The following is a 25,783-nucleotide window of genomic DNA, read 5'->3' on the forward strand; positions in this document are numbered from 1 at the left end:
CTTTGTCAACTGTAGTGGGTGACGAAAAGCTAACATCTAGAGAGGACCTGATAGGTCTTCTCTTTTTTTATGTTCAGAGTGATGAAGACACGTTTCTTAAAGTTGATGAAGTTTCTAAAACCGAATCCCAACCGTTTGATGTCTTTAATCAACTTGTTGGTAGCTTCCAGTTTTGCGTTTGAATAGTCTGTTTCTAGTGCATTTTGGATGTATTGTTTGTGTCTAAGAAAAGTTCTAAAGACCGTTTGAAAATAGTGATTGACTTTGCTTCTATTTTCCTCTATCAGCTCAAAGAACTCATCTACTCTCTTCTCCTGAAAGTGAAAAAGCAAAAGCTGATAAAGTGTATAGTAGTCAGTAAGCTCTTTTGAAAAGCCTAGTGTCTTCGCAACGACTTCATGTGGTGCTAAAGTTTGGCGGAAAGTCTTTGAATAGAAAGAGTTGAGAGATAACTTACAGCTGTCCTTTTGGAAAAGTCGCCAATGATTTTTCAAGGCTCGATAGGGTAGTGACTTCTTATCGAACTGGTTCATGGTTGCAATTCTAGTCTTTAAAAATGCTCTACCAAGGTGCTGGATAATGTGGAAACGATCAAGAACGATTTTAGCGTTTGGGAAAAGTTTTTTGGCTAGTGGAATATAAGCCCCAGACATATCCATCGTGATAAACTGCACCTGTTGGCGAGCTTTTAATGGATACTTTAAAAAGTAGTTTCGTATAGTGGTTTGGCGGCGATTATCAAGGATGGTTATGAGTTCGTTTGTCTCATAATTCTGCGCCACAAAAGCCAATTTCCCTTTCTTGAACCCAAACTCATCCCAGGACATAACAGCTGGAAGTTTGTCATAATGTTTCTTGAAAGTGAACTGGTCAAGCTTACGATAGACAGTGGACGTCGACACACGAAGTCTTCTGGCAATATCAGTTAATGACACCTTCTCAGTTAGGAGTTGTGTAACCTTTTGTCGGACCAGATTAGAGATTTGGCAGTTTTTCTCAACGATAGATGTCTCAGCCACCGTTACTCTCCTACAACTTTTACACTGGAAACGACGTTTTTTCAGATGTAGTAGAGTTGGAGTTCCAGCTTGCTCGAGAAGAGGGATTTTAGAGTTTTTTTGAAAGTCATATTTGATCATCTTTCCATGGCAGTGAGGACATGATGGTGCAGGGTAATCGAGTTTTGCTTGAATCTCTATATGAGTGTCAGTTTCAAAAACAAGTGAAATAATGATATTTTGGTCTTTAATTCCGATTAATTCTGTGGTATTCTTAATAAGTCTCATAAGTTCTTCCTAATGATGGTTTGGTTGCTTTTCATTATAGTTCTTATGGGACTTTTTGTGTACACTTAAAAAAGCTCTATAATCTCTACAGTGGTTTTACCCACTACAGAAATTATAGAGCCTTTTTGATAGGCTTTCTTTATCATGAGATTGGATTTTTCAATTTTTGTGACGTCTTTTGGAGTGCTATAATGGTTAATATAGAATCGAGGTTACTATGAAAATCGCATTGGTACAGATGGATGTTGCTCACGGACAGCCTGTGGAAAATAAAAAGCACGTGAAAGAGATGTTGGAAAGGGCGCTTGATGACAATCCTGATGTCATTGTACTTCCTGAAATGTGGAATACAGGCTATGCTTTAGATGAACTGGATGGGCTTGCAGATAAGGATGGTTTGGACTCTCAAGAACTCTTGTCTCATTTTGCGAGGAAACATGCTGTGGCTATTATTGGAGGGTCCGTTGCTATTGGGAAGGATGGCAAATTCTACAACACGACCTACGTCTACAATAAGTCTGGGGACCTAATCAATAGCTACAGCAAGGTCCATCTCTTTGGTCTTATGGCAGAGGACCAGTACATGTCTGCTGGGTCGGATGAGTCTGTTTTTGAGTTTGATGGTGTGATAGCTGCTAGTGTCATTTGCTATGATATACGTTTTCCTGAATGGGTGCGAACGCAGATGGCACAAGGGGCCAAGGTACTTTTTGTGGTAGCGCAGTGGCCAGAACCTCGTGTGAAGCAATGGGAGATTTTGTTAAAGGCGCGTGCGGTTGAAAATCAAGCTTTTGTAGTTGCTGTTAATCGTGTCGGAACAGGACCAGACGATGTCTTTTCAGGACATTCTATGGTTATAGATCCACTTGGAAATGTGGTCTTACAATCCAAGGAACATGAGGAAGGCATTTTTACGGCCGATATTAATCTTGAAGAGGTAGATAAGGTTCGAGGTCAGATTCCTGTTTTTGAGGATCGTCGCACGGACTTGTATCATTAAGGAGCGTTTATGTTATTTGAAGAATCGGATTTATTGAAGGCATTGCCAGAACAGTTTTTTGCAGGTTTGGTTGCTAAAGTTAATGCTAAGGTAGCGGAAGGAGCAGATGTGATCAATCTCGGTCAGGGCAATCCCGACCAACCGACCTATGACCATATTGTTGAGTCGCTATGTTTTTCAGCGAAAAATCCTGCTAGCCATAAGTATTCACAGTTTCGAGGCAATCGTCCTTTTAAGGAAGCAGCTGCTAGTTTTTACGAAAAACATTATGGGGTCAATTTGGACGCGGAGCGTGAGATTTGTGTCATGGGTGGAGCTAAAATTGGACTAGTGGAATTGCCTCTAGCTTTGATGAATCCTGGCGACCTCCTGCTCTTGCCTGACCCAGGTTATCCAGATTATTTATCAGGAGTGAGCCTAGGACGTGTAGCCTATGAGACCTTTCTTTTGACGGCTAAAAATGATTTCTTACCAGATCTAGATGCCATTCCTGAGGAGACAGCTCGCCGGGCTAAGTTTATCTATATCAATTATCCGAATAATCCTACGGGGGCTGTGGCGACTAAGGCTTTTTATGAAAAGTTAGTTGCTTGGGCTAAGACCTACGAAGTAGGAGTGGTGAGTGATTTAGCCTATGGAGCTTTGGGTTATAGGGGATATGAGAATCCTAGCTTTTTATCAACGCCTGGTGCTAAAGATGTGGGGATTGAGTTCTATACTTTCTCGAAAACTTTTAATATGGCTGGTTGGCGTTTAGCCTTTGCAGCTGGAAATGCTCGGATGATTGAAGCCTTGAATCTGATTCAAGACCATCTTTTTGTGGGAATTTTTCCCGCTTTGCAGGAGGCTGGGATTGCAGCCCTCTTAGATCCTAAATCTGAGGAGGCAGTGGCCCAACTAAATGCGGTTTATGATAGCCGTCGAGATGCTTTTACGCAATCAGCTGCTAAGATTGGCTGGCAGGCCTTTCCATCTAAAGGTTCCTTCTATGCTTGGATGCCTGTACCTGAGGGCTATACCAGTGAGAGTTTTGCAGATCTTTTGCTTGAGAAGGCCCATGTTGCTGTTGCACCAGGTAAAGGATTTGGTCCTGCGGGTGATGCTTATGTTCGTATTGGGCTTTTGGTAGAGCCAGAGCGTCTGGTCGAAGCGGTTGATCGTATTGCCAACTTGCATTTATTTAATAACTAGATAGTGATCATGAAAACAAGTAGTTGAAAAAGACTGCTTGTTTTTTATATTAATTACATTTTTCTTGACAAATGAATAAAAATGCAATAAACTGATTACATATTTATTCAAAAGGAGTACATAAATGAAAGTTTCAATCGTTGGTATCACTGGTTATAGTGGTTTAGAGTTAGTTAAAATTTTGAATAATCATAAAAAAGTGGAACTTGTTTCTATTCACGCAACCAAGGAAGTGGGCCGACGATTGTCTGATGTGTATCCCTATTTGACAGGTGTTTGTGATTTAGAAATTGAAGCTTACAATGCGGAAAAGATTATGCAAAAGGCGGATTTGGTTTTCTTTGCTACACCTTCAGGAGTCGCTAGTTCGCTAGCAGAGGAATTTGTTCTGGCTGATTTTCCTATTATTGATTTGTCTGGCGATCATCGCTTGCCAGCAGGTGTTTATCAAGAATGGTATAAAAAATCACCTGCTAAGCAGAGTGTTTTGAATAAATTTACATACGCATTATCAGAATATACAGATGTGAAGGATAAGAAATTTATTGCCAATCCTGGATGTTATGCAACAGCGACGGAGTTGGCCTTGCTTCCTTTGGTCGCTACTGGTCTGATTGAGACGGATAGTGTCATTGTGGATGCCAAGTCTGGTTTAACTGGTGCGGGTAAGGCTTTGAGTGAGTCTAGTCATTTTGTCAATGTTCACGATAATTACGTGACTTATAAACTCAATCATCATCAGCATATTCCTGAAATTGTTCAAACCTTGCAGACCTTTAATCCGGAAATGCCTGAGATTCAGTTTTCAACGTCGCTGTTACCAGTTAATCGCGGAATCATGGCTACGGTTTATTGTAAGTTGAAGAAGGACGTAGATATCTCTGATGTCGCTTCAGCCTTTGCAAAAGCATACGATGATAAACCTTTTGTGCGTGTTCAAGACAGCTTGCCAGAACTGCACAACGTTATCGGATCGAATTTTACAGATATTGGATTTGCCTATAATGAAAAAACCAATGTTCTGACAGTCATTTCAGTCATTGATAATCTGCTTAAAGGAGCTGCTGGACAGGCAGTGCAAAATCTCAACCTCATGCAGGGGTGGGATGAGACGGAAGGTTTGCTTATGACACCGTCATACTTGTAGATGTAAGCATAGAGTTAGGAGAAAAAATATGAAAGTCATCGATGGAACGATTGCTAGTCCACTGGGATTCTCAGCAGATGGGCTACATGCAGGATTTAAAAAGAGAAAAATGGATTTTGGTTGGATTGTCTCTGAAAAACCAGCCAGTGTTGCAGGTGTTTACACAACCAATAAGGTTATTGCAGCTCCTCTAATTGTGACCAAGACCTCAGTTAAAAAGGCTGGAAAAATGAAGGCTATCGTTGTTAACTCAGGTGTAGCCAATTCTTGTACAGGGACTCAAGGTTTGGAGGATGCTTACACTATGCAGGAGTGGACTGCTGAAAAGCTAGGTGTTGAACCAGATTTGGTTGGTGTAGCTTCTACAGGGATTATCGGAGAGTTGCTCCCATTGGATACCTTGAAAAATGGTCTTTCCAAGTTGGTGGTTAATGGTAATGCTGATGATTTTGCCAAAGCGATTTTGACGACGGATACAGCGACTAAGACTATTGCTGTGACGGAGACCTTTGGACGTGATGTGGTTACTATGTCTGGTGTCGCTAAGGGTTCAGGCATGATTCACCCTAATATGGCGACCATGCTTGGATTTATTACTTGTGATGCCAATATTTCTAGTGATACCCTTCAATTGGCCTTGAGTCAAAATGTGGAAAAGACCTTTAATCAGATTACAGTTGATGGGGATACTTCGACCAATGATATGGTTCTTGTCATGTCAAATGGTTGCACGCTCAATGAAGAGATTCTGCCAGATACACTAGAATTTGATAAATTTTCAAAAATGTTGAATTTCGTGATGCAAGAGTTAGCTAAGAAAATTGCCAAGGATGGTGAAGGTGCCAATAAACTCATCCAAGTTGATGTGGTCAATGCCCCTAATGCCCTTGATGCACGTATGATGGCCAAATCTGTTGTCGGTTCAAGCTTAGTTAAAACAGCTATCTTTGGTGAAGATCCTAATTGGGGACGTATTTTAGCTGCTGTTGGCTATGCTGGAGTGGATGTGCCTGTGGATAATGTTGATATTATGATTGGCGGACTGCCAGTTATGCTATCTTCTAGTCCTGTTGCCTTTGATGATGAGGAAATGAAAGACGTCATGCATGTCGATGAAGTCACCATTACGGTAGATCTTCATGCTGGACATGAAAAAGGAACCGCATGGGGGTGTGATCTTTCCTACGATTACGTTAAGATTAATGCCCTCTACCATACTTAAGTTATCTATGACAAAGGAGTTAACTGATGACTACTGAATATATTGTAATCAAGATTGGTGGAGTAGCCAGTAAGCAGCTAACTCCTGAGATATTGGCTAAACTGTCCGAATGGCAGCAGGCTGGTCAAAAAATTGTTATCGTCCATGGGGGCGGTTTCGCTATTAATCAGCTAATGGAGGTACATCATATTCCAATTCACAAGGTTAATGGTCTTCGTGTGACGGGTCAGTCAGATATGGCCTTGATCAAAGAAGCCTTAGTTGACATAGTTGGGAAAAACTTAGCAGGTGAGTTGACAACTGCAGGTTTGCCAGCCTATCAGCTTGTAGATGAGCTGTCAGACCTTGTTCATGCTGATTTTTTGAACCAAGAGGTTTATGGCTTTGTGGGTGAAGTCAAAAACATCACCAATCAGACCCTAGTAGCACTCCTTGCTCAAGGTAAGATTCCCTTGATTCCTAGCTTGGGTTACAGTGAGCAAGGTGATTTACTCAACATCAACGCCGATTATCTTGCAAGGGCGGTCGCTATTAGTCTGGGGGCCAAAAAACTTATCCTCATGACGGATGTCAAGGGTATTTTAGAGAATGGACGGGTTTTGAATCATTTGAATATTGTAGATGTTCAGAAAAAAATAGATTCAGGTGTGATAACTGGAGGCATGATTCCTAAAATTCAAAGTGCTGTTCAGACAGTTCAAGCCGGTGTCGAGCAGGTCGTTATTGGTGATAACCTGACAGACGGTACCATAATCAAGGAGTAAGAGATGACAAAACTATTTTCAAATTATAAGCGGGCAGCGATTGATTTTACTTCGGCACAGGGCAATTATTTGACAGATACAACTGGCAAGACCTACTTGGATTTTTCATCAGGTATCGGGGTAACCAATCTGGGCTATCATCCCTCTGTCAATCAGGCTTTGACAGAGCAGGTGGGCAAGATTTTGCACCAGCCCAATCTCTATTACAATCAGTTGCAAGAAGATGTTGCTGACCTTTTAATTGGAGACAAGGATTATCTAGCCTTTTTTTGTAACAGTGGTGCAGAGGCCAATGAGGCTGCTATAAAAATCGCCCGTAAGGCATCGGGTAAACAAGAAATCATTACCTTCCAAAATTCCTTCCATGGTCGAACCTTTGGATCCATGTCTGCCACTGGTCAGGATAAAATCAAACAAGGTTTCGGTGAAGGTGTGCCCCACTTTAGCTATGCTATTTTCAATGACATAGACAGTGTCAAATCCCTAGCCAGTGAAGGAACTGCGGCTATTATGCTGGAGTTGGTTCAAGGGGAATCAGGCGTGCAACCTGCGAATAAAGACTTCGTTAAGGCTTTGTCTGATTTTTGTAAAGAGACAGGTATTTACCTCATTGTAGATGAGGTTCAGACAGGAATTGGTCGTACTGGCAAACTCTTTGCTTATGAGCACTATGATATTGAACCAGATATCTTTACTCTGGCCAAGGGCTTGGCAAACGGTGTGCCAGTTGGTGCCATGCTTGCCAAGTCATCTCTTGGAGAGGCTTTTTCTTACGGAAGTCACGGCTCTACCTTTGGAGGAAATAAACTGGCCATGGCGGCGGCCAAGGCTACGCTTGAAGTTATGTTGGCTCCAGCTTTTCTGGATACTGCCCTTGAAAATGGGAACAAGCTACAAGCAAAATTGCAAGAGGTCTTGTCTGATAAAGAGACAGTGACTACTGTGCGTGGCTTGGGCTACATGATTGGAATTGAGACCACTGGCAATCTAGGAGAATTGGTCCAAGCAGCCAGAGATAAGGGATTGATTGTCTTAACTGCAGGGACAAACGTTATCCGTCTTCTGCCTCCAATCATTCTAAGTGATGCTGAAATCGAAAAAGGGGTGGCTACCCTATCAGAAATATTTGACTAGACAATAAAAATCACTTGATTTACAGTCAAGTGATTTCTTTTACTTATTGTCAGTAGTAATCTCGCTTAGAAGTCCTTTAGCTGTTGTTGTTGGCAGAATACGGACACGATTAAGTGAGAGGAGACCATCCTTGGCACTGGCTAGACCTTCGTTGGTTGTTAGTCCTAACTTGTATGTTTTCTTAGCTAGGTCCAGTGTCGTTTGATTGTAGCGACCTGATGGGTAAGCAATGGTATTGACCTTTGTATTGAGTTTATTTTCAAGGAAGTCGATAGAATCCGTTAATTCAACCTTTTGTGTCGCCTTGTCAGTGGCTGATAAATCAGGGTGGTTAACCGTATGAGACTGGAAGCTCATGCCGTGTGCCATCATTTCTTTCATCTGCTTGACGGTAAGATTTCCGGCATTTCCCTTCTTAACAAAGCCAGTGATAATATTATTGGTTGCCTTAGCCTTGTATTTTTTGAGAATAGGATAGGCAATAGTATAGAAATCTTCGTTACCATCGTCAAAGGTCAGCCAGACAACCTTCTTAGCAGGTAGGGCGTTTTCAGTGAAGGCTTTGTAGGCTTCTTCGGGAGTTAGGAAATAGTAACCCGCATCTACCATGGCCTTGATTTGTGCTTCAAAATTGTCCGGAGCAACAATCAGGTTGGCGTTAGAGGCCTCAGATGGATCCATAACGTGAACAGCATGGTACATGAGGATAGGGATTTGGACAGGCTCGTCATAGGTTTTCCACTTAGCTGCCGTCTTAGACTGACTGGTCTGAGATTGTTGTTGGTTGCTTTTCGACTGGTTCGGACGGTTTAACATAAAAACAGCCAGGATACCCAGAAGCACTAGATTGATGACAAGTAGAAGAAGATTCATCTTCTTTCGTTTAGGTTTGTTTGATTTTTGAGCTTGAGAAGTCATTGTATCCCCTTTCAAATAGGTCTAACTATTATTTTAACAAAATTAAGGTGGAATTGCACAGAATTTTCAGTAAAAAAAGAATACTTGTCTCCTTAAATGGCAGAAATATGGTACAATTAAAAAAATGTATGTTTTTAAGGAGAAATCGTAAATGTCTATTAAAATTGGATTGCTTGGCTTTGGTACAGTAGCTAGCGGTATTCCTTTCCTTTTGAAGGAAAATGGTGAAAAGGTTCTTGAAGCCTCACGTGACCAACTCGAAATTGCGAAGGTTTTGGTCAAAGATGACGAGGAAAAAAATCGTCTTATCGCTGCTGGAAACGACTATAATTTTGTCACAAATGTTGATGAAATCCTTAACGATGACGAGATTCAAATCGTTGTCGAATTGATGGGTCGTATCGAGCCAGCTCGTACCTTCATCACAAAAGCACTTGAAGCAGGAAAAAACGTTGTCTCTGCCAATAAGGATTTGATTGCTACTCATGGAAAAGAGTTGATTGCTCTTGCTCAAGATAAGGGTGTGGCTTTCTACTATGAAGCTGCTGTTGCTGGTGGTATTCCAATTTTGCGTACTTTGGCTAACTCTTTGACATCTGACAAGGTGACTCGTATCCTTGGTGTGCTTAACGGTACATCTAACTTTATGATGACTAAGATGGTTGATGAAGGTTGGTCGTATGAGGACGCCCTCAAGACTGCTCAAGAACTTGGTTATGCTGAAAGTGATCCAACCAACGACGTTGAAGGGATTGATGCAGCTTATAAAGCCGTTATCCTTAGTCAATTTGGTTTTGGTGCTACAATTGATTTTGACGACGTTTCTCACAAAGGGATTACTAACATCTCTACAGATGATGTGGCTGTTGCTCAAGAATTGGGTTATGTTATCAAATTGGTTGGTGATGTGCGTGAAGTAGAATCAGGTATCTCAGCAGAAGTATCGCCAACATTCTTGCCAAAAAATCACCCGCTTGCTAGCGTCAACGATGTTATGAATGCAGTCTTTGTTGAGTCTATCGGTATCGGTGAATCTATGTATTACGGTCCAGGTGCTGGTCAAAAACCAACAGCAACATCTGTTTTGGCAGACATTATCCGTATTGCTCGTCGTCTTGCAGATGGCAATGTTGGTAAACCATTCAATGAGTTCCGTCGTGACTTGCCATTGGCTAATCCAGCGGACGTTAAGAGTAATTACTACTTTGCCCTTGATACGCCAGACGAAAAAGGTAAAATCCTTCACTTGTCTGAAATTTTCAACTCAGAAGATATTTCATTTGAGCAAGTTTTGCAACAAAAAGCAAATGGCACAACAGCTCGTATCGTTGTGATTACACATGCTATGTCTAAGACACAACTCAAAGCTGTTACTGAAAAACTTGAAGCAGCGGAAGACTTCACTGTTGTCAACACATTGAAAGTTTTGTCTAACTAATTGATAAGCCCATACTGGTGCGTATAAGAAAGGTATTCAAGGAGAAAAGTCACTAATGGCTTTCCTCCTTTTGGTGTGTTATTATGAAAATTACTGTTCCAGCAACATCTGCCAATATTGGTCCAGGTTTTGACTCTGTGGGTGTTGCCGTTTCTAAATATTTGACAATCGAGGTGCTTGAACCAGCAGATGCATGGCATATCGAACATGATTTGGGAGATATTCCTTCAGATGAAAATAACCTACTTATTTCAACAGCTTTGCAAGTTAAGTCTGATTTGCAACCCCATAAACTGGTTATGACATCAGATATTCCCTTGGCGCGTGGGCTTGGTTCTTCTAGCTCAGTTATTGTCGCAGGGATTGAGTTATCCAATCAATTGGCAGACCTTAAGCTCTCAGATGACGATAAACTTGATATTGCAACCAAGATTGAAGGTCACCCGGACAATGTTGCCCCAGCTATCTTTGGGAATCTCGTTGTAGCCTCTTATGTGGATGAACATGTTAATAGCATCGTTACAGAGTTTCCAGAGTGTGCTTTTGTCGCCTTCATTCCGAGCTATGAGCTTAAGACGTCTGATTCACGTGGAGTTCTTCCAAGTGACCTATCTTACAAAGATGCTGTGGCTGCATCATCTATTGCCAACGTTGCCATTGCAGCTCTTTTTGCAGGGGATTTGGTCAAGGCGGGACGTGCTATCCAAGGAGACATGTTCCACGAACGCTACCGCCAAAAATTGGTCAAGGAATTTGCGACCATTAAGGAATTGTCAGGTCAATACGGTGCCTATGCAACCTATCTCTCAGGTGCTGGTCCAACAGTTATGACCTTAACACCACATGATCAGTCTGAGGCTCTTAAAACGGCTATCGATGGTCTTGGATTAGACGGTGAAACCTTCATCCTATCTGTAGACAAAGCAGGTGTTATCGTTGACTAGAAAGAATCAAGGGTTGCTCTTTGGACTTGCAAGCTATATTCAATGGGGATTTTTATCCCTTTTTTGGAAGCTTTTAGCAGGTGTTTCAGCCTATAACACCTTTTCATGGCGGATTGTCTTTACTGTAGTGACCATGCTGGTTTACGCGCTAATAGCTAATCAAACTACACGTTTTAAAGGGGAACTTGTGGGACTTTGGCAGGATAAGAAGGCCTTGCTTCGCATGCTGCTTGCCAGCTTTCTCATAGCAGCTAATTGGTTGATTTATATCTATGCTGTAGGTCATGGTCAAGCGACACAAGCCAGTTTGGGCTATTACATTATGCCCATTGTGTCTATCTTATTTGCTCTTGTTTTTCTCCGTGAATCATTGAGCAGAAGTATGTGGGCAGCAGTAGTATTGGCCTTCATAGGAGTACTGGTTCTTGTGGCCAATACAGGAAAACTTCCCATGGTTTCATTGGGGTTAGCTCTGAGCTTTGGTTTCTATGGTCTAATCAAAAAAGGGGTTAGGCTCTCCAGTGACGTAGCCATGCTAGTAGAAAGTGGCTTGCTACTACCTTTTGTAGCTATCTATCTCGTTTTCTTTTCTCCAGAAGCATTTTCTTCCTATTCGAGCATGGAAATGTTTCTCCTAGCCATCTCAGGTATAGTGACGGCTGTTCCCTTGCTTTGCTTCTCAGAAGCAGTCAAAAGGGCACCGCTTAACCTTATCGGGTTTATCCAGTACCTCAACCCTACGATTCAACTGCTCGTAGCCATTCTCATTTTTGGTGAGACGGTTAGCTTTGGAGAATTGAAAGGTTTCCTCTTTATCTGGGTAGCCATCCTAGTCTTTGTAACTGGCCAAATTTTAAATCTTCGTAAGAGTTCTTGATATCTGTCAGGGACTTTTTATGACATCATCCTAAAAACGGACCAAGTTTTTCTGACAATTTTAGAACTTTAAGATATAATAGTAGTATCAGATTAAAGTAGCGGAGAATTTTATGCGAAAAATAAAAAAACTAGTGGGCTATCTGATTCTGCTCGCTATCCCAGTTGCCATCGCTGCAGCCTTGTTTGTTTTTAATGGCTCAGGTTATCGCTTGTCAGAACAAGATGCTGCAGACATTGCTTACAAAAATGCAGGTGTCAAAACTTCTGAGATATCTCAATCAACAGTCTCAAAATCACGTTCTGGATTCCATGGAAGTTATGAGATTAGTTTCACAACGTCAGACAATCGTTTTGAGTATACGATTGACGGTCTGTCAGGGTCTATTTTGAAACGTAAGAGTGACCATCCAATGTCTAAAGATGAGGCCGATGCTCAAAAAGGTGAAGAGTCTAAAGACGAGACTCAAGCTAGCGAAAGTAAGGACGAGACAGCGGTGTCCAAGGAAACTGCACAAACAACAGCTCTTAACCATGCTGGCTTAACTGAAGGATCTGTGACAAACTTGAAAACGGAGTTGAAGACCGAAGGAGACGGTAAAGTCTACAATATCAGTTTTGATTATGCTGCTAGTGGTTTACGTTATAAATACGCGGTAAATGCTGATTCAGGAGCTATTGTAGCCTATACGACAGAGTATCTCACAGGAGCTACTGCAGCTGCGCAATAGGTCGTAGATAGTGGGAAAGTTCTCCTTATTTATTAAGGAGAAACCTTGCAATTTCTCTGAAATGGTGTAAACTTAAAGTGAAAACGGTAACAGTGGTTTTAGAGAGTACCGTAGAATCAAGGAGGTTTTGACCATGAAAGAATTCCAAGCATTTAAAGATACGCTTAGCAATACGGCTCTCAAAGCCATTTACGAAGAAAGTAAATTGGAAGTCCAAAATGAAACAACTGAAGGTACGGAAGCCTTTTCAGTTGCTTTGGCAACCCAAATGGCTATAAATCTACTTGAAAGTTATGAACAATGGCTAGAAGAAGAAAGAGCTAAGGAAGAAAAATAAGATGAGATCCTTGTCGACAGACAGGGCTTTTCTAATGAGAATAAAATGAGGGATTGGATCCATCTTTCAAGGTAAAATCGGAAGTCTAACCTTATTTGCAAATTCAGGTCCCCACAATTTCATTTGTCTTGAGATTAAAAATGTGATAGAATAAGACTATTCAGAGGTGCTTTGAAGCTCATTTGTCACAGGAAGCGGTGGTACTGAGAAATCCGCACAAATGTCAATGCTGGTTGCTGATGGTCAAATTGAATCAAGAAAGCTGTGAGTGGTTGCCACTCAAAACTGGGTGGTACCGCGGATACATATTCGTCCCTGTCATGTTTATGGCAGGGATTTTCTATAGCTTTTAAAGAACCAAGACCGAAGGTCGCAGGTGAATTTAAAGATATTGATGCAGTCGGAGCGAAAGCGAGGTCTACATTGCTATCAAAGGAGGGTGACATGAAGCAATCTTTTGAGACTAGTAAATTGTATTATGGTTTTCCTATTTTTATCTTGGGTTATCAGGATCAGACCTACGGTTATAATGTGACGACCTGTAGCTCTTCCTACAGTTTAGGAGATTGGCTTGTCATCGGGGTAGGTAGCGAGGAAAATGCGGCAGACCAGATTAAACATTATCAGAAGTTCACTGTGAATATTCCTAATGAAAGTTTTATGCTAGAAATGGAGCAGGCTGGATTTATTAGTCACCGTGAAAAAATTGCTAAACTCGGCTTAGATTTCCAATCTTCTAAATTGACACAAGCACCTATCTTGGATGCCTGCCCAGTCGTTCTGGATTGTAAGGTCGACAGAATTATTGAGGAAGATGGTATCTGTCATATCTTTGCTAAAATCCTGGACCGTTTGGTTGAATCTGATTTGTTGGATGACAGGGGACATTTTAAAAATGACTGCTTTGCACCGACTTACTTTATGGGTGATGGTCATAAGCGTGTCTATCGATATCTAGATGACCGAGTCGACCCCATGGGAAGCTTCATCAAGAAAGCGAGGAAGAAGGATGACAAGAACGGTATTACCTGATCGAATCGAGACGGAGCGTCTTGTTTTACGAGTCCGTACAGTGGCAGATGCTGAGGATATCTATGCCTACGCTAGTCTGCCAGAGGTTTCTTATCCAGCTGGCTTTCCACCCGTCAAGACCTTGGAAGATGAGATTTATTACCTAGAGTATATCCTTCCTGAGTGTAATCAAAAGGACAATCTCCCAGCTGGCTACGGTATTGTGGTCAAAGGGACTGATAAAGTTATCGGATCTGTTGATTTCAACCATCGCCACGAAGACGATGTACTGGAGATTGGCTATACCTTGCATCCAGACTATTGGGGCTGCGGCTATGTCCCAGAAGCGGCGCGTGCTTTAATTGACTTAGGTTTTAAGGATTTAGGCCTTCACAAGATTGAACTGATTTGTTTTGGCTACAATGTCCAAAGTCAACGTGTCGCTGAGAAACTTGGTTTTACCCTTGAAGCTCGTATCCGAGACCGCAAAGATGTGCAAGGCAACCGTTGTGACAGTCTGATATATGGATTGCTGAAGAGTGAATGGGAAGTACAAGACCAACATTAAAAATAGAAAGGACACAAATATGTCTAAAGAACTTTCACCTAAATACAATCCAGCCGAGGTTGAGGCTGGTCGTTACCAAAAATGGCTTGACGAAGATGTTTTCAAGCCCTCAGGCGATAAAAAGGCTAAGCCTTATTCAATCGTCATCCCACCACCAAATGTAACCGGTAAACTTCACCTTGGTCACGCTTGGGATACAACTTTGCAAGATATCATTATCCGTCAAAAACGCATGCAAGGTTTTGATACGCTTTGGCTTCCTGGTATGGACCACGCAGGTATTGCAACTCAAGCTAAAGTAGAAGCACGTTTGGCTGAAGATGGCATCTCTCGCTATGACCTTGGTCGTGAAAAATTCCTTGATAAAGTCTGGGAATGGAAAGACGAGTATGCCTCAACTATCAAGCAACAATGGGGTAAGATGGGTCTTTCTGTAGACTACTCTCGTGAGCGTTTCACCCTTGATGAAGGTCTTTCAAAAGCGGTTCGTAAGGTTTTTGTAGAGCTTTACAAAAAAGATTGGATTTACCGTGGTGAATTTATCATCAACTGGGATCCAAAAGCTCGTACAGCCCTTTCTGATATCGAGGTTATTCACAAGGATGTCGAAGGTGCCTTCTACCACATGAACTACATGTTGGAAGACGGTTCACGTGCCCTTGAAGTGGCAACAACACGTCCTGAAACCATGTTTGGGGATACAGCTGTAGCGGTTAACCCAAATGACGATCGTTATAAAGACTTGATTGGTAAAAATGTTATCTTGCCAATCTTGAACAAGCCAATCCCAATCGTTGGAGATGAACATGCAGACCCTGAATTTGGTACTGGTGTGGTTAAAATCACTCCTGCCCACGACCCTAATGACTTCTTGGTTGGTCAACGCCATAACTTGCCACAAGTCAATGTCATGAATGATGATGGTACCATGAATGAATTGGCTGGCGAATTCAACGGTATGGACCGCTTTGAAGCACGTAAGGCTGTTGTTAAGAAATTGGAAGAAATCGGTGCCCTTGTCGAAATTGAAAAAATGACTCACTCAGTTGGTCACTCAGAACGTACAGGTGTGCCTGTTGAACCACGTTTGTCTACACAATGGTTCGTCAAGATGAACCAATTAGCTAAGAATGCCATTGCCAACCAAGACACAGATGATAAGGTTGATTTCTACCCACCTCGTTTCAACGATACCTTCCTTCAATGGATGGAAAATGTCCACGATTGGGTTATTTCTCGTCAGCTCTGGTGGGGTCACCAAATCCCTGCTTGGTACAATGCTGAGGGTGAAATGTACGTCGGCGAAGAAGCACCAGAAGGCGACGGATGGAAACAAGACGAAGATGTCTTGGATACTTGGTTCAGTTCTGCCCTCTGGCCATTCTCAACTATGGGCTGGCCTGATGTGGAAGCAGAAGACTTCAAACGTTACTTCCCAACTTCAACTTTGGTAACAGGTTACGACATCATCTTCTTCTGGGTGTCTCGTATGATCTTCCAATCATTGGAATTCACAGGACGCCAACCATTTAAGAATGTCCTTATCCACGGTCTTATCCGTGACGAGCAAGGACGCAAGATGTCTAAATCTCTCGGTAACGGTATTGACCCAATGGATGTTATCGAGAAATACGGTGCCGATGCTCTTCGTTGGTTCCTTTCAAACGGTTCTGCACCAGGTCAAGACGTGCGCTTCTCTTACGAGAAAATGGATGCGTCTTGGAACTTCATTAACAAGATTTGGAACATCTCTCGCTACATCCTCATGAACAATGAAGGTTTGACCTTGGATGCGGCACGTGAAAATGTAGCCAAGGTGGCTGCTGGCCAAGCAGGTAACGTTACAGACCGTTGGATTCTCCACAACCTCAACGAAACAATCGGTAAAGTCACTGAAAACTTTGACAAGTTTGAATTCGGTGTGGCTGGTCACATCCTCTACAACTTTATCTGGGATGAGTTTGCGGATTGGTACGTTGAGTTGACTAAGGAAGTGCTTTATAGCGACAATGAGGACGAAAAAGTCATCACTCGTTCTGTCCTTCTATATACTTTGGACCAAATCTTGCGTCTCCTTCACCCAATCATGCCATTCGTAACTGAAGAAATCTATGACCAAATCTCTGAAGGAACAATCGTGACTGCTGAATATCCAGTGGTTCGTCCAGAGTTTGAAAACGAAGAAGCAGCAGCGGGTGTTGAAGCTCTTAAAGACGTGATTCGTTCAGTCCGTAACTCACGTGCAGAAGTAAACGTAGCTCCAAGCAAACCAATCACTATCTTGATCAAGACTAGTGATAGCAAGCTCGATGCCTTCTTCAATGACAATGTCAACTACATCAAACGCTTCACAAATCCAGAACACTTGGAAATTGCAGCAGATGTCGAAGTGCCTGACTTGGTTATGTCAAGCATCATCACAGGTGCAGAAATTTACTTGCCACTCGCTGACCTTCTCAATGTCGAAGAAGAATTAGCCCGTCTTGAAAAAGAATTGGCTAAATGGCAAAAAGAACTCGACATGGTTGGTAAGAAACTTAGCAATGAACGCTTCGTAGCCAATGCCAAACCAGAAGTCGTCCAAAAAGAACGCGACAAACAAGAAGATTACCAAGCTAAATACGATGCTACAGTTGTACGTATTGAAGAAATGAAGAAATTGGTGAAATAAACAAAGAGACACGGTAGAATGCCGTGTTTTTTGATATAATGAGAAGTAAGCTAATTTTCTATGTGTTTTACGAATATATTGTATATAGTAAGAAATGTAGAAAGGGTTTAATAAGACATTGACTTGGAGATATAATGTAATGGGAATAAAAAGATTAGAAGAATTGTTTCCAAGAGATTTTTTTGAAACAGATTTAATTGGTTTGAGTGAAAATGAAAAAACAGCTATGAAAAGCATTGAAATTAGTGAAGATGATTATTTTATTGATTTAGATAAGATTTTAAAGGCACTGAATATTAGTGTACAAAAAGGATTCTATAATGATCATTCTGGTCAAATTGATAGTGAGAATAGAGTTATTTACCTCAATTCGTTGGAAATAGATGTTCGACAAAGATTCACGATTGCACACGAAATTGGACATTATGCTTTAAATCACAGTGGGATATCCAATAGATTAAAGAATCCAGAAGATATTGCTACTGTGGATATTGCCAAGGAACGTTCTGCGAATCAATTTGCTGCTGAATTACTAATGCCTAAAAAACTAATTGCTCGTTGTATTACTAAATTTAAACAAGACAACAACCTGACCGATGAACAGTTGGCAAATGCCAATATTGATGAATTTATCGACAGCTTGTCATCAATGATGAGAACATCAAAACAAGCTACAACATTTCGTTTACAAAATTTGGGAGTAATTACATACTAAATGATGACAAGTAATAATCAAATGTTTTATGATAGTTTGGGTTCATTCTTTTGTGGGAAAAGTACGGAAGATACTATAAAAAAGCTAAATACTCAGATTTATGATGACACTGATATAACTATAAAACTTGGTGCAACGAATTCTATAGATAATCAAAATGAAGATTCTAAGTATGGCCCATTTTGCTATAAGATTGTTTCATTAAATTCTGAGGGAGTAGATGAAAAGATTAATAGTTTTGTGTCAGAGTTGAATACAAAATTAAAAAAATCAGGTACTAATGCTGGTTACAATGAAAAAGGAAATCACTGGTCAATTTTTTATTTACTTAAAGAACTGATTTCTAAATTTGAGCAGTGTGAGTATAATTTTTTTAGGGGTCAGACTGAGTCGTGGCCGACTATTCCTGCCTTATTTAGAAAAAAAGTCAATAAGGACAGTAAGTTCTATTATGAACTCTTTGAGCAATTATATAAGCAAGTGAGTCAAGAATATCCCGATAGAGTCGAATATCATTCTATCGATGAAGATTTGGATGTTAGAGCAGATCAGTTGGCTAAATTACAACATTATGAACTTCCAACCAGCCTTTTGGATATTACAGATAACCCATTCGTTGCTCTATTGTTTTTATCAAATTCTGGAAATAGAATTATTAAAAAACCAAAATTTGAAGCGTTTAAAATGAGTATAGAGGAACATTCTAAGAGCAGTTTGTTAACATTTGTTAGAAAAGGACATGATAATCAAAGAATTAGAGCTCAACATGGTGCATTCATAAATTATGATAAATTGAGTAAATATACTCACTTTACTAAAGATGAAATAAAAATTAGTGACGAGTTTCGAAGAATCCCAAGAGTGTCGATTACAATAGAGTTCTCAAAAAAAGAAACAGAAGAACTTTTAAAAAATGAAGAAGAATTAATTTTTAAAGTTAAAGAAGAAGAAGGATATTTTTTTTCTAAGGAAGATATTGAAAAAGTAAGAAAAGGTGAAACAACACTCGATGATATTATGGGAGGGACACTATCAGAAAATTTCACACCTACCCAAAAATATTCAAAGGCAAATATCGAAGCTGTTAAAAAAAGTCTGGAAGCCAAAAAATTTGAAGAAAAATATTATAAAGTAATACAAGAAGAGTTAATTCGTAAGTTGGGAGAATATGGTTATTTTTCACACACATTATTTCCAGATTTTGGAGATTATTTAGGATATCTTTCTAAAAACTTTGTAGACGTATCAGATTATAAAAAAGATGATACTAAAATTGATCCTAGTAAATTGAGTGACGATTAAACATTTTAGCAAGCAGTTAGCTTCATGACAAATTCTGTAAGTTCGAACCAATAGAAGTACAAGTTTGCTACCTTTCTCAGCTTTTGGGGAGACTGAATTGGAATTTGAACAGACCATTGACTTCAGAGTGGTGTATGTCAATGAAGTGATAGGTACTTACATCAGCATATCACTTATATTATCAAACTATGTATTTGGATAGTTTTGATGTTCATGTGGCTTGGCAGGAAGAAGTTCTAGCTGATTTTATGGGTGTACTTATGGGAAGTTTACTTTTTCTAAAACAATACCCCTTCAGCCTTCTTTAAGCAACCCAAGTTATACTATAATCATCCTGATAAGTATTGCTGAACATGGTTCGGTAGAACTCACACCTCTGACGCTGAGTCAGACAGTGAAACTTTCTTTTTTTCATAAATTTCCCAAACAAGTCTAACCTACCATAGTTAGGCTTGTTTTTTTGAATAAGCAGATATGTCTATCATTGAAAGTAAACGCTTACGCAAATTTAGTGAAAACGTTAGGCAAAGTCAGTGAAAACGTCCAAAAAACTGTCAATTCATTGACTTTCGTGGAAAATAGGACTAAAATAGCATGGTAAAAATAATTAAAAAGGAGAATTCTACTATGAATTTAACTATCTTAGGCCTCGGTTTGGCCGTTATGGGTGTATCTATTGGTGAGGGTATCCTCGTTGCCAATGTCGCTAAAGCTGCAGCTCGCCAACCTGAGATGTTTAGTAAACTTCAAACGTTGATGTTTACTGGTGTTGCCTTTATCGAAGGTACCTTCTTCGTATTGTTTGCCCTTAGCTACATTGTCTAATAGACAAATAAAAGATGAAGGAGGGATGAGCAGTGGAAACTACAAGTAATCCAACCGTCTCATTATTTGGGATTGATTTTGACTTGACTGTCCTTGCCATGTCTCTCTTGACAGTAATTATCGTTTTTGGAGTGGTTTTTTGGTCAAGTCGTAAGATGACCATTAAACCAAAGGGAAAACAAAATGTGCTTGAGTTCATCTATGAGTTTGTGAACAGTACCATTTCTCAAAATCTTGGAAAATTCACAAAAAATTATAGTTTGCTCTTGTTTGTAATTTTCACCTTTGTGTTTACAGCAAACAACCTAGGTCTGCTTGTATCTGTTAAAAGTGAGCATTACAATTTTTGGTCTTCTCCAACATCGAATTTCGGTGTTACTATCACTCTTTCTTTAATTATTACCCTCGTTAGTCATATTGAGGGGATCCGTAAAAAAGGGCTTAAAGGCTATCTAAAGGGCTACCTTTCACCATACCCAGCTATGCTCCCAATGAACATTTTGGAACAATTAACCAACCTTGCTTCATTGGCCTTGCGTTTGTTTGGTAACATTTATTCTGGTGAGGTACTTACTGGCTTGATTCTTCAATTGGTGACATGGTCTGCCTTTGCAGCACCTGTATCCTTTGCTTTGAACCTTGTCTGGGTTGCCTTTTCAGCCTTTATCGGCTTCATCCAAGCCTATGTCTTTATTATCCTAAGTTCAAACTATATTGGTGATAAAGTCAACGAAGAATAATTAAGAAAGGGAGAAATGAAATGTCATTACTGATTAATAGTACGACACTTGGTAATATCATTATCACACTCGGCTCAGTTTTTCTCTTGTATTACCTCATCCGTAAATTCGCATGGGATCAAATTACAGGAATCTTTGCTGCTCGTGAAAAGAAAATTGCCACAGATATTGATAGTGCTGAAAATGCTCGTCAAGAAGCAGAAAGCTTGGCACAAAAACGTCAAGATGAGTTGGCAGGTGCTCGCACTGAGGCAGCTCAAATTATTGATGGAGCCAAGGAAACTGGTAAAACTCAAGAATCAAAAATCATTGCAGAAGCACATGATGAAGCTAAACGCTTGAAAGAAAAAGCAAATCAAGACATCGCCCAAAGCCGTGTGGAAGCACTTGCTGGAGTTAAAGGTGAAGTTGCAGACTTGACTGTCCTCTTGGCGGAAAAAGTTATGAAACAAAACCTTGATGCTAAAGCACAATCTGACTTGATTGATAGCTATCTTGATCAATTAGGAGATGCTTAATGGATAAGAAAACACAAGCTCTTGTTGAGCAGTATGCCAGAAGCCTGGTAGAAGTCGCTTTTGAACAAGACGCCGTGTCAACAATCCAAGAAGAAGTAAGGCAAATCCTAACAGTTTTTGCTGAAACAAATCTAAAAAACTTCTTGTCGCAGGAAAATGTGACAAGTGAAGCTAAAAAAGAAAGTTTGGGCTTGTTTCAAGAGTCTTGTTCAGTGTATATGAACAATTTTCTTGAGGTAATCTTACTCAATGACCGTGCCAACATTCTCTATGATGTGTTGAAATTGGTCCTTGAGCTCTTTGATCAAGAAGACAATACTTACGATGTTACAGTGACATCAGCAAGTCCCTTGTCTGAGGAACAAAAAGCCAGACTTTTGGCGATTGTTTCACAAAAATTTGAGATTAAGACACGTCGTTTAGTAGAAAAAATTGATGAGAACCTCATCGGAGGATTCGTCATCAAAGCAAAAAATAAGGTTATTGACACGTCAATTCGCAGTCAATTGCAAACCTTTAAAACGAATTTGAAATAGAAAGTGGTGTGACTTTTGGCAATTAACGCACAAGAAATTAGCGCTTTAATTAAAAAGCAAATTGAAAACTTCCAGCCAAACTTTGACGTCACTGAAACTGGTGTCGTTACCTATATCGGTGACGGTATCGCACGTGCTCGTGGTCTTGATAATGCCATGAGTGGTGAGTTGCTCGAATTTGAAAATGGTGCCTATGGTATGGCCCAAAACCTTGAAACTAATGATGTCGGTATCATTATCTTGGGGGATTTCGTAGCAATTCGTGAAGGCGATATTGTTAAACGTACTGGAAAAATCATGGAAGTTCCAGTTGGTGAAGCCCTTATTGGTCGTGTAGTAAACCCACTTGGGCAACCAGTTGATGGTCTTGGTGACATCGAAACAACAGGTTTCCGTCCAGTTGAAACACCTGCTCCAGGTGTTATGCAACGTAAATCAGTTTCTGAGCCATTGCAAACTGGTCTTAAGGCGATTGATGCCTTGGTTCCAATTGGACGTGGTCAACGTGAATTGGTCATCGGGGACCGCCAAACTGGTAAAACTTCAGTAGCCATTGATGCTATCTTGAACCAAAAAGGGCAAGATATGATCTGTATTTATGTGGCTATTGGCCAAAAAGAATCAACAGTTCGTACACAAGTAGAAACTCTCCGTAAACATGGTGCTCTTGATTACACAATCGTTGTGACTGCCTCAGCATCACAACCATCACCATTGCTTTATATCGCACCTTACGCTGGTGTTGCAATGGCTGAAGAGTTCATGTATAACGGAAAACACGTCTTGATTGTTTATGATGATTTGTCTAAACAAGCCGTGGCCTACCGTGAACTTTCATTGCTTCTCCGTCGTCCACCAGGTCGTGAAGCCTACCCAGGGGATGTCTTCTATCTCCACTCACGTCTTTTGGAACGTTCAGCTAAAGTTTCAGATGATCTTGGTGGTGGTTCAATTACTGCCTTGCCAATCATCCAAACGCAAGCCGGAGATATCTCAGCTTATATCGCAACAAACGTTATTTCTATCACAGATGGACAAATCTTCTTGCAAGAAAACTTGTTTAACTCAGGTATTCGTCCAGCCATTGATGCGGGTTCTTCCGTATCACGTGTAGGTGGATCAGCGCAAATTAAAGCGATGAAGAAGGTTGCAGGTACGCTTCGTCTTGACTTGGCTTCATATCGTGAACTTGAAGCATTTACGCAATTTGGTTCAGATTTGGATGCTGCGACTCAAGCAAAATTGAACCGTGGTCGTCGTACAATCGAAGTTTTGAAACAACCACTTCATAAACCACTTCCAGTTGAGAAACAAGTTGTTATCCTTTACGCTTTGACACACGGTTTCTTGGATAGTGTTCCGGTTGATCAAATCTTGGATTTTGAAGAAGCACTCTATGACTACTTCGATAGTCACCATGAGGATATCTTTGAAACTATTCGTACAACTAAGGATCTTCCTGAGGAATCTGTGCTTAATGAAGCTATCCAAGCTTTCAAAGATCAATCAGAATACAAATAGAAATAGGGAGGACAGCATATGGCAGGCTCTCTAAGAGAAATCCAAGCAAAAATTGCTTCAACAAAGAAAACGAGTCAGATCACAGGAGCCATGCAAATGGTTTCTGCCTCAAAGTTGACACGTTCTGAGCAAGCTGCTAAAGATTTCCAAATCTATGCCTCAAAAATTAGACAGATCACAACAGATCTTCTACATTCAGAATTGATTAATGGTTCGTCAAATCCAATGTTGGATGCACGCCCAGTTCGTAAGACAGGTTACATTGTCATTACTTCAGATAAAGGACTTGTTGGAGGTTATAACTCAACAATTCTTAAAGCTGTGTTGGACATGATTAAACGTGACCATGATTCTGAAGATGAATATGCTATCATTTCTATTGGTGGAACAGGTTCAGATTTCTTCAAGGCTCGTAACATGAATGTTGCTTTTGAACTTCGTGGTCTTGAGGATCAACCTAGTTTTGAACAAGTCGGAAAAATCATTTCTAAAGCAGTAGGAATGTATCAAAATGAACTTTTTGATGAACTTTATGTGTGCTACAACCACCATGTCAACAGTTTGTCTAGTGAGGTTCGTGTTGAACAAATGCTTCCTATCGCTGATTTGGATCCCAATGAATCAGAAGGTCATGTGTTGACCAAGTTTGAATTGGAACCAGATCGTGACACTATTTTGGATCAACTCTTGCCACAATATGCTGAGAGTCTTATCTATGGTGCTATCGTAGATGCCAAAACAGCTGAGCACGCAGCTGGTATGACTGCAATGCAGACAGCCACTGATAATGCTAAGAATGTGATTAACGATTTGACAATCCAATATAACCGTGCACGTCAAGCTGCCATCACTCAGGAAATTACTGAAATCGTTGGTGGTGCAAGTGCACTTGAATAGCTAGAGATTTGTCTTAATTAGACACACATGAAAAAAGGATGATTGTCATCCAGAAAACTATCATAAGGAGAAAACAATGAGCTCAGGCAAAATTGCTCAGGTTGTTGGTCCTGTTGTAGACGTAGCGTTTGCAGCTGGTGATAAACTTCCTGAGATTAACAATGCATTGGTCGTTTATACTGATGAACAAAAGTCTAAACGTATCGTGCTCGAAGTAGCTCTTGAACTTGGAGAAGGTGTGGTTCGTACCATTGCGATGGAATCTACTGATGGATTGACTCGTGGACTAGAAGTTCTGGACACTGGTCGTCCAATCAGCGTTCCTGTTGGTAAAGACACCCTTGGACGTGTCTTTAACGTTCTTGGAGATACCATTGACTTGGAAGCACCTTTTGCTGACGATGCAGAGCGTGAACCAATTCACAAAAAAGCACCAACTTTCGATGAATTGTCAACATCTACTGAAATCCTTGAAACAGGGATTAAAGTTATCGACTTGCTAGCCCCTTACCTTAAGGGTGGTAAAGTTGGACTCTTCGGTGGTGCCGGTGTTGGTAAAACCGTTCTTATTCAAGAGTTGATTCACAACATTGCCCAAGAGCACGGTGGTATTTCCGTGTTTACAGGTGTTGGTGAACGTACACGTGAAGGTAATGACCTTTACTGGGAAATGAAAGAATCTGGCGTTATTGAGAAAACAGCCATGGTCTTCGGTCAAATGAACGAACCACCTGGAGCACGTATGCGTGTTGCCCTTACTGGTTTGACAATTGCGGAATACTTCCGTGATGTCGAAGGTCAAGACGTGCTTCTTTTCATCGATAATATCTTCCGTTTCACTCAAGCAGGTTCTGAGGTTTCTGCCCTTCTTGGTCGTATGCCATCAGCCGTTGGTTACCAACCTACACTTGCTACTGAAATGGGTCAATTGCAAGAACGTATCACATCAACTAAAAAAGGTTCTGTTACATCAATCCAAGCCATCTACGTTCCAGCCGATGACTATACTGACCCAGCGCCAGCTACAGCATTTGCTCACTTGGATTCAACAACCAACCTTGAACGTAAGTTGACACAAATGGGTATTTATCCAGCCGTTGACCCGTTGGCATCAAGCTCACGTGCCCTTTCACCTGAAATTGTTGGTGAAGAACACTATGCTGTTGCGACTGAAGTTCAACGTGTGCTTCAACGTTACCGTGAATTGCAAGATATTATCGCTATCCTTGGTATGGATGAATTGTCAGACGAAGAAAAAACATTGGTTGGACGTGCTCGTCGTATCCAATTTTTCTTGTCACAAAACTTTAACGTTGCTGAACAGTTTACAGGTCAACCAGGTTCTTATGTTCCAGTTGCTGAAACCGTTCGTAGCTTTAAAGAAATCCTTGAAGGTAAATATGACAATCTTCCAGAAGATGCCTTCCGTAGCGTAGGCCCAATTGAGGATGTAGTAGCTAAAGCTAAAGCTATGGGCTACTAATGAGGTGA

24 protein-coding genes and 1 pseudogene are annotated in these 25,783 nt (G+C 40.7%); 23 read left to right on the forward strand and 2 right to left on the reverse strand.

Annotated elements, in window-relative coordinates:
- Nucleotides 1-36 precede the first annotated feature (36 nt).
- Nucleotides 37-1,286, reverse strand: a pseudogene (locus EL076_RS02510) (ISL3 family transposase).
- Between the two features lie 217 nt (nucleotides 1,287-1,503).
- On the opposite strand from EL076_RS02510, the gene EL076_RS02515 reads away from it, so the two are divergent.
- The 6 genes from EL076_RS02515 (at nucleotide 1,504) to EL076_RS02540 (ending at nucleotide 7,744) form a co-directional block, all read left to right on the forward strand.
- On the forward strand, nucleotides 1,504-2,286 hold the full coding sequence (locus EL076_RS02515) for a carbon-nitrogen family hydrolase (RefSeq protein ID WP_126429110.1): 783 nt from the start codon (nucleotides 1,504-1,506) through the stop codon (nucleotides 2,284-2,286).
- A gap of 9 nt (nucleotides 2,287-2,295) precedes the next feature.
- On the forward strand, nucleotides 2,296-3,477 hold the full coding sequence (locus EL076_RS02520; protein WP_064520071.1) for a pyridoxal phosphate-dependent aminotransferase: 1,182 nt from the start codon (nucleotides 2,296-2,298) through the stop codon (nucleotides 3,475-3,477).
- 124 nt (nucleotides 3,478-3,601) lie between these two features.
- Entirely contained in the window at nucleotides 3,602-4,624 is a 1,023-nt protein-coding gene (gene argC, locus EL076_RS02525; RefSeq protein WP_064520073.1) for an N-acetyl-gamma-glutamyl-phosphate reductase, read from the forward strand.
- Between the two features lie 28 nt (nucleotides 4,625-4,652).
- Complete coding sequence (argJ, locus tag EL076_RS02530; protein WP_117646932.1) at nucleotides 4,653-5,846, forward strand: bifunctional ornithine acetyltransferase/N-acetylglutamate synthase; 1,194 nt, start codon at nucleotides 4,653-4,655, stop codon at nucleotides 5,844-5,846.
- A 26-nt stretch (nucleotides 5,847-5,872) separates the two neighbouring features.
- Nucleotides 5,873-6,610, forward strand: a complete 738-nt coding sequence (gene argB, locus EL076_RS02535; RefSeq protein WP_064520077.1) for an acetylglutamate kinase — start codon at nucleotides 5,873-5,875, stop codon at nucleotides 6,608-6,610.
- 3 nt (nucleotides 6,611-6,613) lie between these two features.
- On the forward strand, nucleotides 6,614-7,744 hold the full coding sequence (locus tag EL076_RS02540; RefSeq protein ID WP_126429112.1) for an acetylornithine transaminase: 1,131 nt from the start codon (nucleotides 6,614-6,616) through the stop codon (nucleotides 7,742-7,744).
- Between the two features lie 39 nt (nucleotides 7,745-7,783).
- Here EL076_RS02540 and EL076_RS02545 read toward each other — a convergent pair whose 3' ends face one another.
- Nucleotides 7,784-8,662 carry a polysaccharide deacetylase family protein gene (locus EL076_RS02545; protein ID WP_117646930.1) on the reverse strand — a complete coding sequence of 293 codons (879 nt, stop codon included), beginning with the start codon at nucleotides 8,660-8,662 and terminating at the stop codon, nucleotides 7,784-7,786.
- 151 nt (nucleotides 8,663-8,813) lie between these two features.
- Here EL076_RS02545 and EL076_RS02550 point away from each other — a divergent pair, with 151 nt between their 5' ends.
- The 17 genes from EL076_RS02550 to atpD all read left to right on the forward strand — a co-directional run bounded on the left by EL076_RS02550 (nucleotide 8,814) and on the right by atpD (nucleotide 25,775).
- Entirely contained in the window at nucleotides 8,814-10,100 is a 1,287-nt protein-coding gene (locus EL076_RS02550) for a homoserine dehydrogenase (RefSeq protein WP_126429114.1), read from the forward strand.
- A gap of 83 nt (nucleotides 10,101-10,183) precedes the next feature.
- Nucleotides 10,184-11,044, forward strand: coding sequence for a homoserine kinase (gene thrB, locus EL076_RS02555; protein ID WP_126429116.1), 861 nt, complete (start codon nucleotides 10,184-10,186; stop codon nucleotides 11,042-11,044).
- The gene (gene rarD, locus EL076_RS02560; RefSeq protein WP_003097742.1) at nucleotides 11,037-11,921 is read left to right on the forward strand and encodes an EamA family transporter RarD; all 885 of its coding nucleotides are present in this window, start codon (nucleotides 11,037-11,039) and stop codon (nucleotides 11,919-11,921) included. The genes thrB and rarD overlap by 8 nt, the downstream gene beginning before the upstream one ends.
- A gap of 112 nt (nucleotides 11,922-12,033) precedes the next feature.
- The gene (locus tag EL076_RS02565; protein WP_117646926.1) at nucleotides 12,034-12,651 is read left to right on the forward strand and encodes a PepSY domain-containing protein; all 618 of its coding nucleotides are present in this window, start codon (nucleotides 12,034-12,036) and stop codon (nucleotides 12,649-12,651) included.
- A gap of 133 nt (nucleotides 12,652-12,784) precedes the next feature.
- Complete coding sequence (locus tag EL076_RS02570) at nucleotides 12,785-12,988, forward strand: hypothetical protein (protein ID WP_117646925.1); 204 nt, start codon at nucleotides 12,785-12,787, stop codon at nucleotides 12,986-12,988.
- 444 nt (nucleotides 12,989-13,432) lie between these two features.
- The gene (locus tag EL076_RS02580) at nucleotides 13,433-14,020 is read left to right on the forward strand and encodes a flavin reductase family protein (RefSeq protein ID WP_037621554.1); all 588 of its coding nucleotides are present in this window, start codon (nucleotides 13,433-13,435) and stop codon (nucleotides 14,018-14,020) included.
- The gene (locus tag EL076_RS02585; protein ID WP_003097739.1) at nucleotides 13,998-14,567 is read left to right on the forward strand and encodes a GNAT family N-acetyltransferase; all 570 of its coding nucleotides are present in this window, start codon (nucleotides 13,998-14,000) and stop codon (nucleotides 14,565-14,567) included. Before EL076_RS02580 ends, EL076_RS02585 begins: the two co-directional genes overlap by 23 nt.
- Nucleotides 14,568-14,586: 19 nt before the next feature.
- Nucleotides 14,587-17,238: a valine--tRNA ligase gene (locus tag EL076_RS02590; protein WP_126429118.1), complete on the forward strand. Its 2,652-nt coding sequence runs from the start codon at nucleotides 14,587-14,589 to the stop codon at nucleotides 17,236-17,238.
- Nucleotides 17,239-17,377: 139 nt separating this feature from the next.
- The gene (locus EL076_RS02595) at nucleotides 17,378-17,953 is read left to right on the forward strand and encodes an ImmA/IrrE family metallo-endopeptidase (protein WP_064520085.1); all 576 of its coding nucleotides are present in this window, start codon (nucleotides 17,378-17,380) and stop codon (nucleotides 17,951-17,953) included.
- Nucleotides 17,954-19,255 (forward strand): FRG domain-containing protein, encoded by a 1,302-nt coding sequence (locus EL076_RS02600; RefSeq protein WP_064520087.1) that lies wholly within the window; start codon nucleotides 17,954-17,956, stop codon nucleotides 19,253-19,255. It abuts the gene before it with no gap.
- 627 nt (nucleotides 19,256-19,882) lie between these two features.
- Nucleotides 19,883-20,080 (forward strand): F0F1 ATP synthase subunit C, encoded by a 198-nt coding sequence (locus EL076_RS02605; RefSeq protein WP_004183077.1) that lies wholly within the window; start codon nucleotides 19,883-19,885, stop codon nucleotides 20,078-20,080.
- Nucleotides 20,081-20,112: 32 nt separating this feature from the next.
- A complete protein-coding gene (gene atpB / locus EL076_RS02610; protein ID WP_003097733.1) occupies nucleotides 20,113-20,820 on the forward strand; it encodes a F0F1 ATP synthase subunit A in 708 nt (235 codons plus the stop codon).
- A 20-nt stretch (nucleotides 20,821-20,840) separates the two neighbouring features.
- Nucleotides 20,841-21,338 carry a F0F1 ATP synthase subunit B gene (atpF, locus tag EL076_RS02615; RefSeq protein ID WP_002886161.1) on the forward strand — a complete coding sequence of 166 codons (498 nt, stop codon included), beginning with the start codon at nucleotides 20,841-20,843 and terminating at the stop codon, nucleotides 21,336-21,338.
- Complete coding sequence (locus EL076_RS02620; RefSeq protein ID WP_064520089.1) at nucleotides 21,338-21,874, forward strand: F0F1 ATP synthase subunit delta; 537 nt, start codon at nucleotides 21,338-21,340, stop codon at nucleotides 21,872-21,874. Before atpF ends, EL076_RS02620 begins: the two co-directional genes overlap by 1 nt.
- Nucleotides 21,875-21,889: 15 nt before the next feature.
- Nucleotides 21,890-23,395, forward strand: coding sequence for a F0F1 ATP synthase subunit alpha (gene atpA, locus EL076_RS02625; RefSeq protein WP_002885972.1), 1,506 nt, complete (start codon nucleotides 21,890-21,892; stop codon nucleotides 23,393-23,395).
- Nucleotides 23,396-23,413: 18 nt separating this feature from the next.
- Nucleotides 23,414-24,292: a F0F1 ATP synthase subunit gamma gene (locus EL076_RS02630; RefSeq protein WP_002886026.1), complete on the forward strand. Its 879-nt coding sequence runs from the start codon at nucleotides 23,414-23,416 to the stop codon at nucleotides 24,290-24,292.
- Nucleotides 24,293-24,368: 76 nt separating this feature from the next.
- Nucleotides 24,369-25,775 (forward strand): F0F1 ATP synthase subunit beta, encoded by a 1,407-nt coding sequence (atpD, locus tag EL076_RS02635; protein WP_002885994.1) that lies wholly within the window; start codon nucleotides 24,369-24,371, stop codon nucleotides 25,773-25,775.
- Nucleotides 25,776-25,783: the final 8 nt, after the last annotated feature.

It is taken from the genome of Streptococcus vestibularis (assembly GCF_900636445.1).
In the GTDB taxonomy this organism is placed as follows: domain Bacteria; phylum Bacillota; class Bacilli; order Lactobacillales; family Streptococcaceae; genus Streptococcus; species Streptococcus vestibularis.

Bases quoted from the DNA above. Each gene is read 5' to 3' on its own strand.
- EL076_RS02520 (WP_064520071.1), top strand. From the start codon at position 2,296: ATGTTATTTGAAGAATCGGATTTATTGAAGGCATTGCCAGAACAGTTT.
- EL076_RS02620 (WP_064520089.1), top strand. From the start codon at position 21,338: ATGGATAAGAAAACACAAGCTCTTGTTGAGCAGTATGCCAGAAGCCTG.
- EL076_RS02570 (WP_117646925.1), top strand. From the start codon at position 12,785: ATGAAAGAATTCCAAGCATTTAAAGATACGCTTAGCAATACGGCTCTC.
- atpD (WP_002885994.1), top strand. From the start codon at position 24,369: ATGAGCTCAGGCAAAATTGCTCAGGTTGTTGGTCCTGTTGTAGACGTA.
- EL076_RS02565 (WP_117646926.1), top strand. From the start codon at position 12,034: ATGCGAAAAATAAAAAAACTAGTGGGCTATCTGATTCTGCTCGCTATC.
- EL076_RS02595 (WP_064520085.1), top strand. From the start codon at position 17,378: ATGGGAATAAAAAGATTAGAAGAATTGTTTCCAAGAGATTTTTTTGAA.
- EL076_RS02515 (WP_126429110.1), top strand. From the start codon at position 1,504: ATGAAAATCGCATTGGTACAGATGGATGTTGCTCACGGACAGCCTGTG.
- EL076_RS02550 (WP_126429114.1), top strand. From the start codon at position 8,814: ATGTCTATTAAAATTGGATTGCTTGGCTTTGGTACAGTAGCTAGCGGT.
- EL076_RS02590 (WP_126429118.1), top strand. From the start codon at position 14,587: ATGTCTAAAGAACTTTCACCTAAATACAATCCAGCCGAGGTTGAGGCT.
- EL076_RS02540 (WP_126429112.1), top strand. From the start codon at position 6,614: ATGACAAAACTATTTTCAAATTATAAGCGGGCAGCGATTGATTTTACT.
- argJ (WP_117646932.1), top strand. From the start codon at position 4,653: ATGAAAGTCATCGATGGAACGATTGCTAGTCCACTGGGATTCTCAGCA.
- EL076_RS02580 (WP_037621554.1), top strand. From the start codon at position 13,433: ATGAAGCAATCTTTTGAGACTAGTAAATTGTATTATGGTTTTCCTATT.
- atpF (WP_002886161.1), top strand. From the start codon at position 20,841: ATGTCATTACTGATTAATAGTACGACACTTGGTAATATCATTATCACA.
- EL076_RS02630 (WP_002886026.1), top strand. From the start codon at position 23,414: ATGGCAGGCTCTCTAAGAGAAATCCAAGCAAAAATTGCTTCAACAAAG.
- EL076_RS02605 (WP_004183077.1), top strand. From the start codon at position 19,883: ATGAATTTAACTATCTTAGGCCTCGGTTTGGCCGTTATGGGTGTATCT.
- EL076_RS02600 (WP_064520087.1), top strand. From the start codon at position 17,954: ATGATGACAAGTAATAATCAAATGTTTTATGATAGTTTGGGTTCATTC.
- EL076_RS02585 (WP_003097739.1), top strand. From the start codon at position 13,998: ATGACAAGAACGGTATTACCTGATCGAATCGAGACGGAGCGTCTTGTT.
- thrB (WP_126429116.1), top strand. From the start codon at position 10,184: ATGAAAATTACTGTTCCAGCAACATCTGCCAATATTGGTCCAGGTTTT.
- argB (WP_064520077.1), top strand. From the start codon at position 5,873: ATGACTACTGAATATATTGTAATCAAGATTGGTGGAGTAGCCAGTAAG.
- EL076_RS02545 (WP_117646930.1), bottom strand. From the start codon at position 8,662: ATGACTTCTCAAGCTCAAAAATCAAACAAACCTAAACGAAAGAAGATG.
- argC (WP_064520073.1), top strand. From the start codon at position 3,602: ATGAAAGTTTCAATCGTTGGTATCACTGGTTATAGTGGTTTAGAGTTA.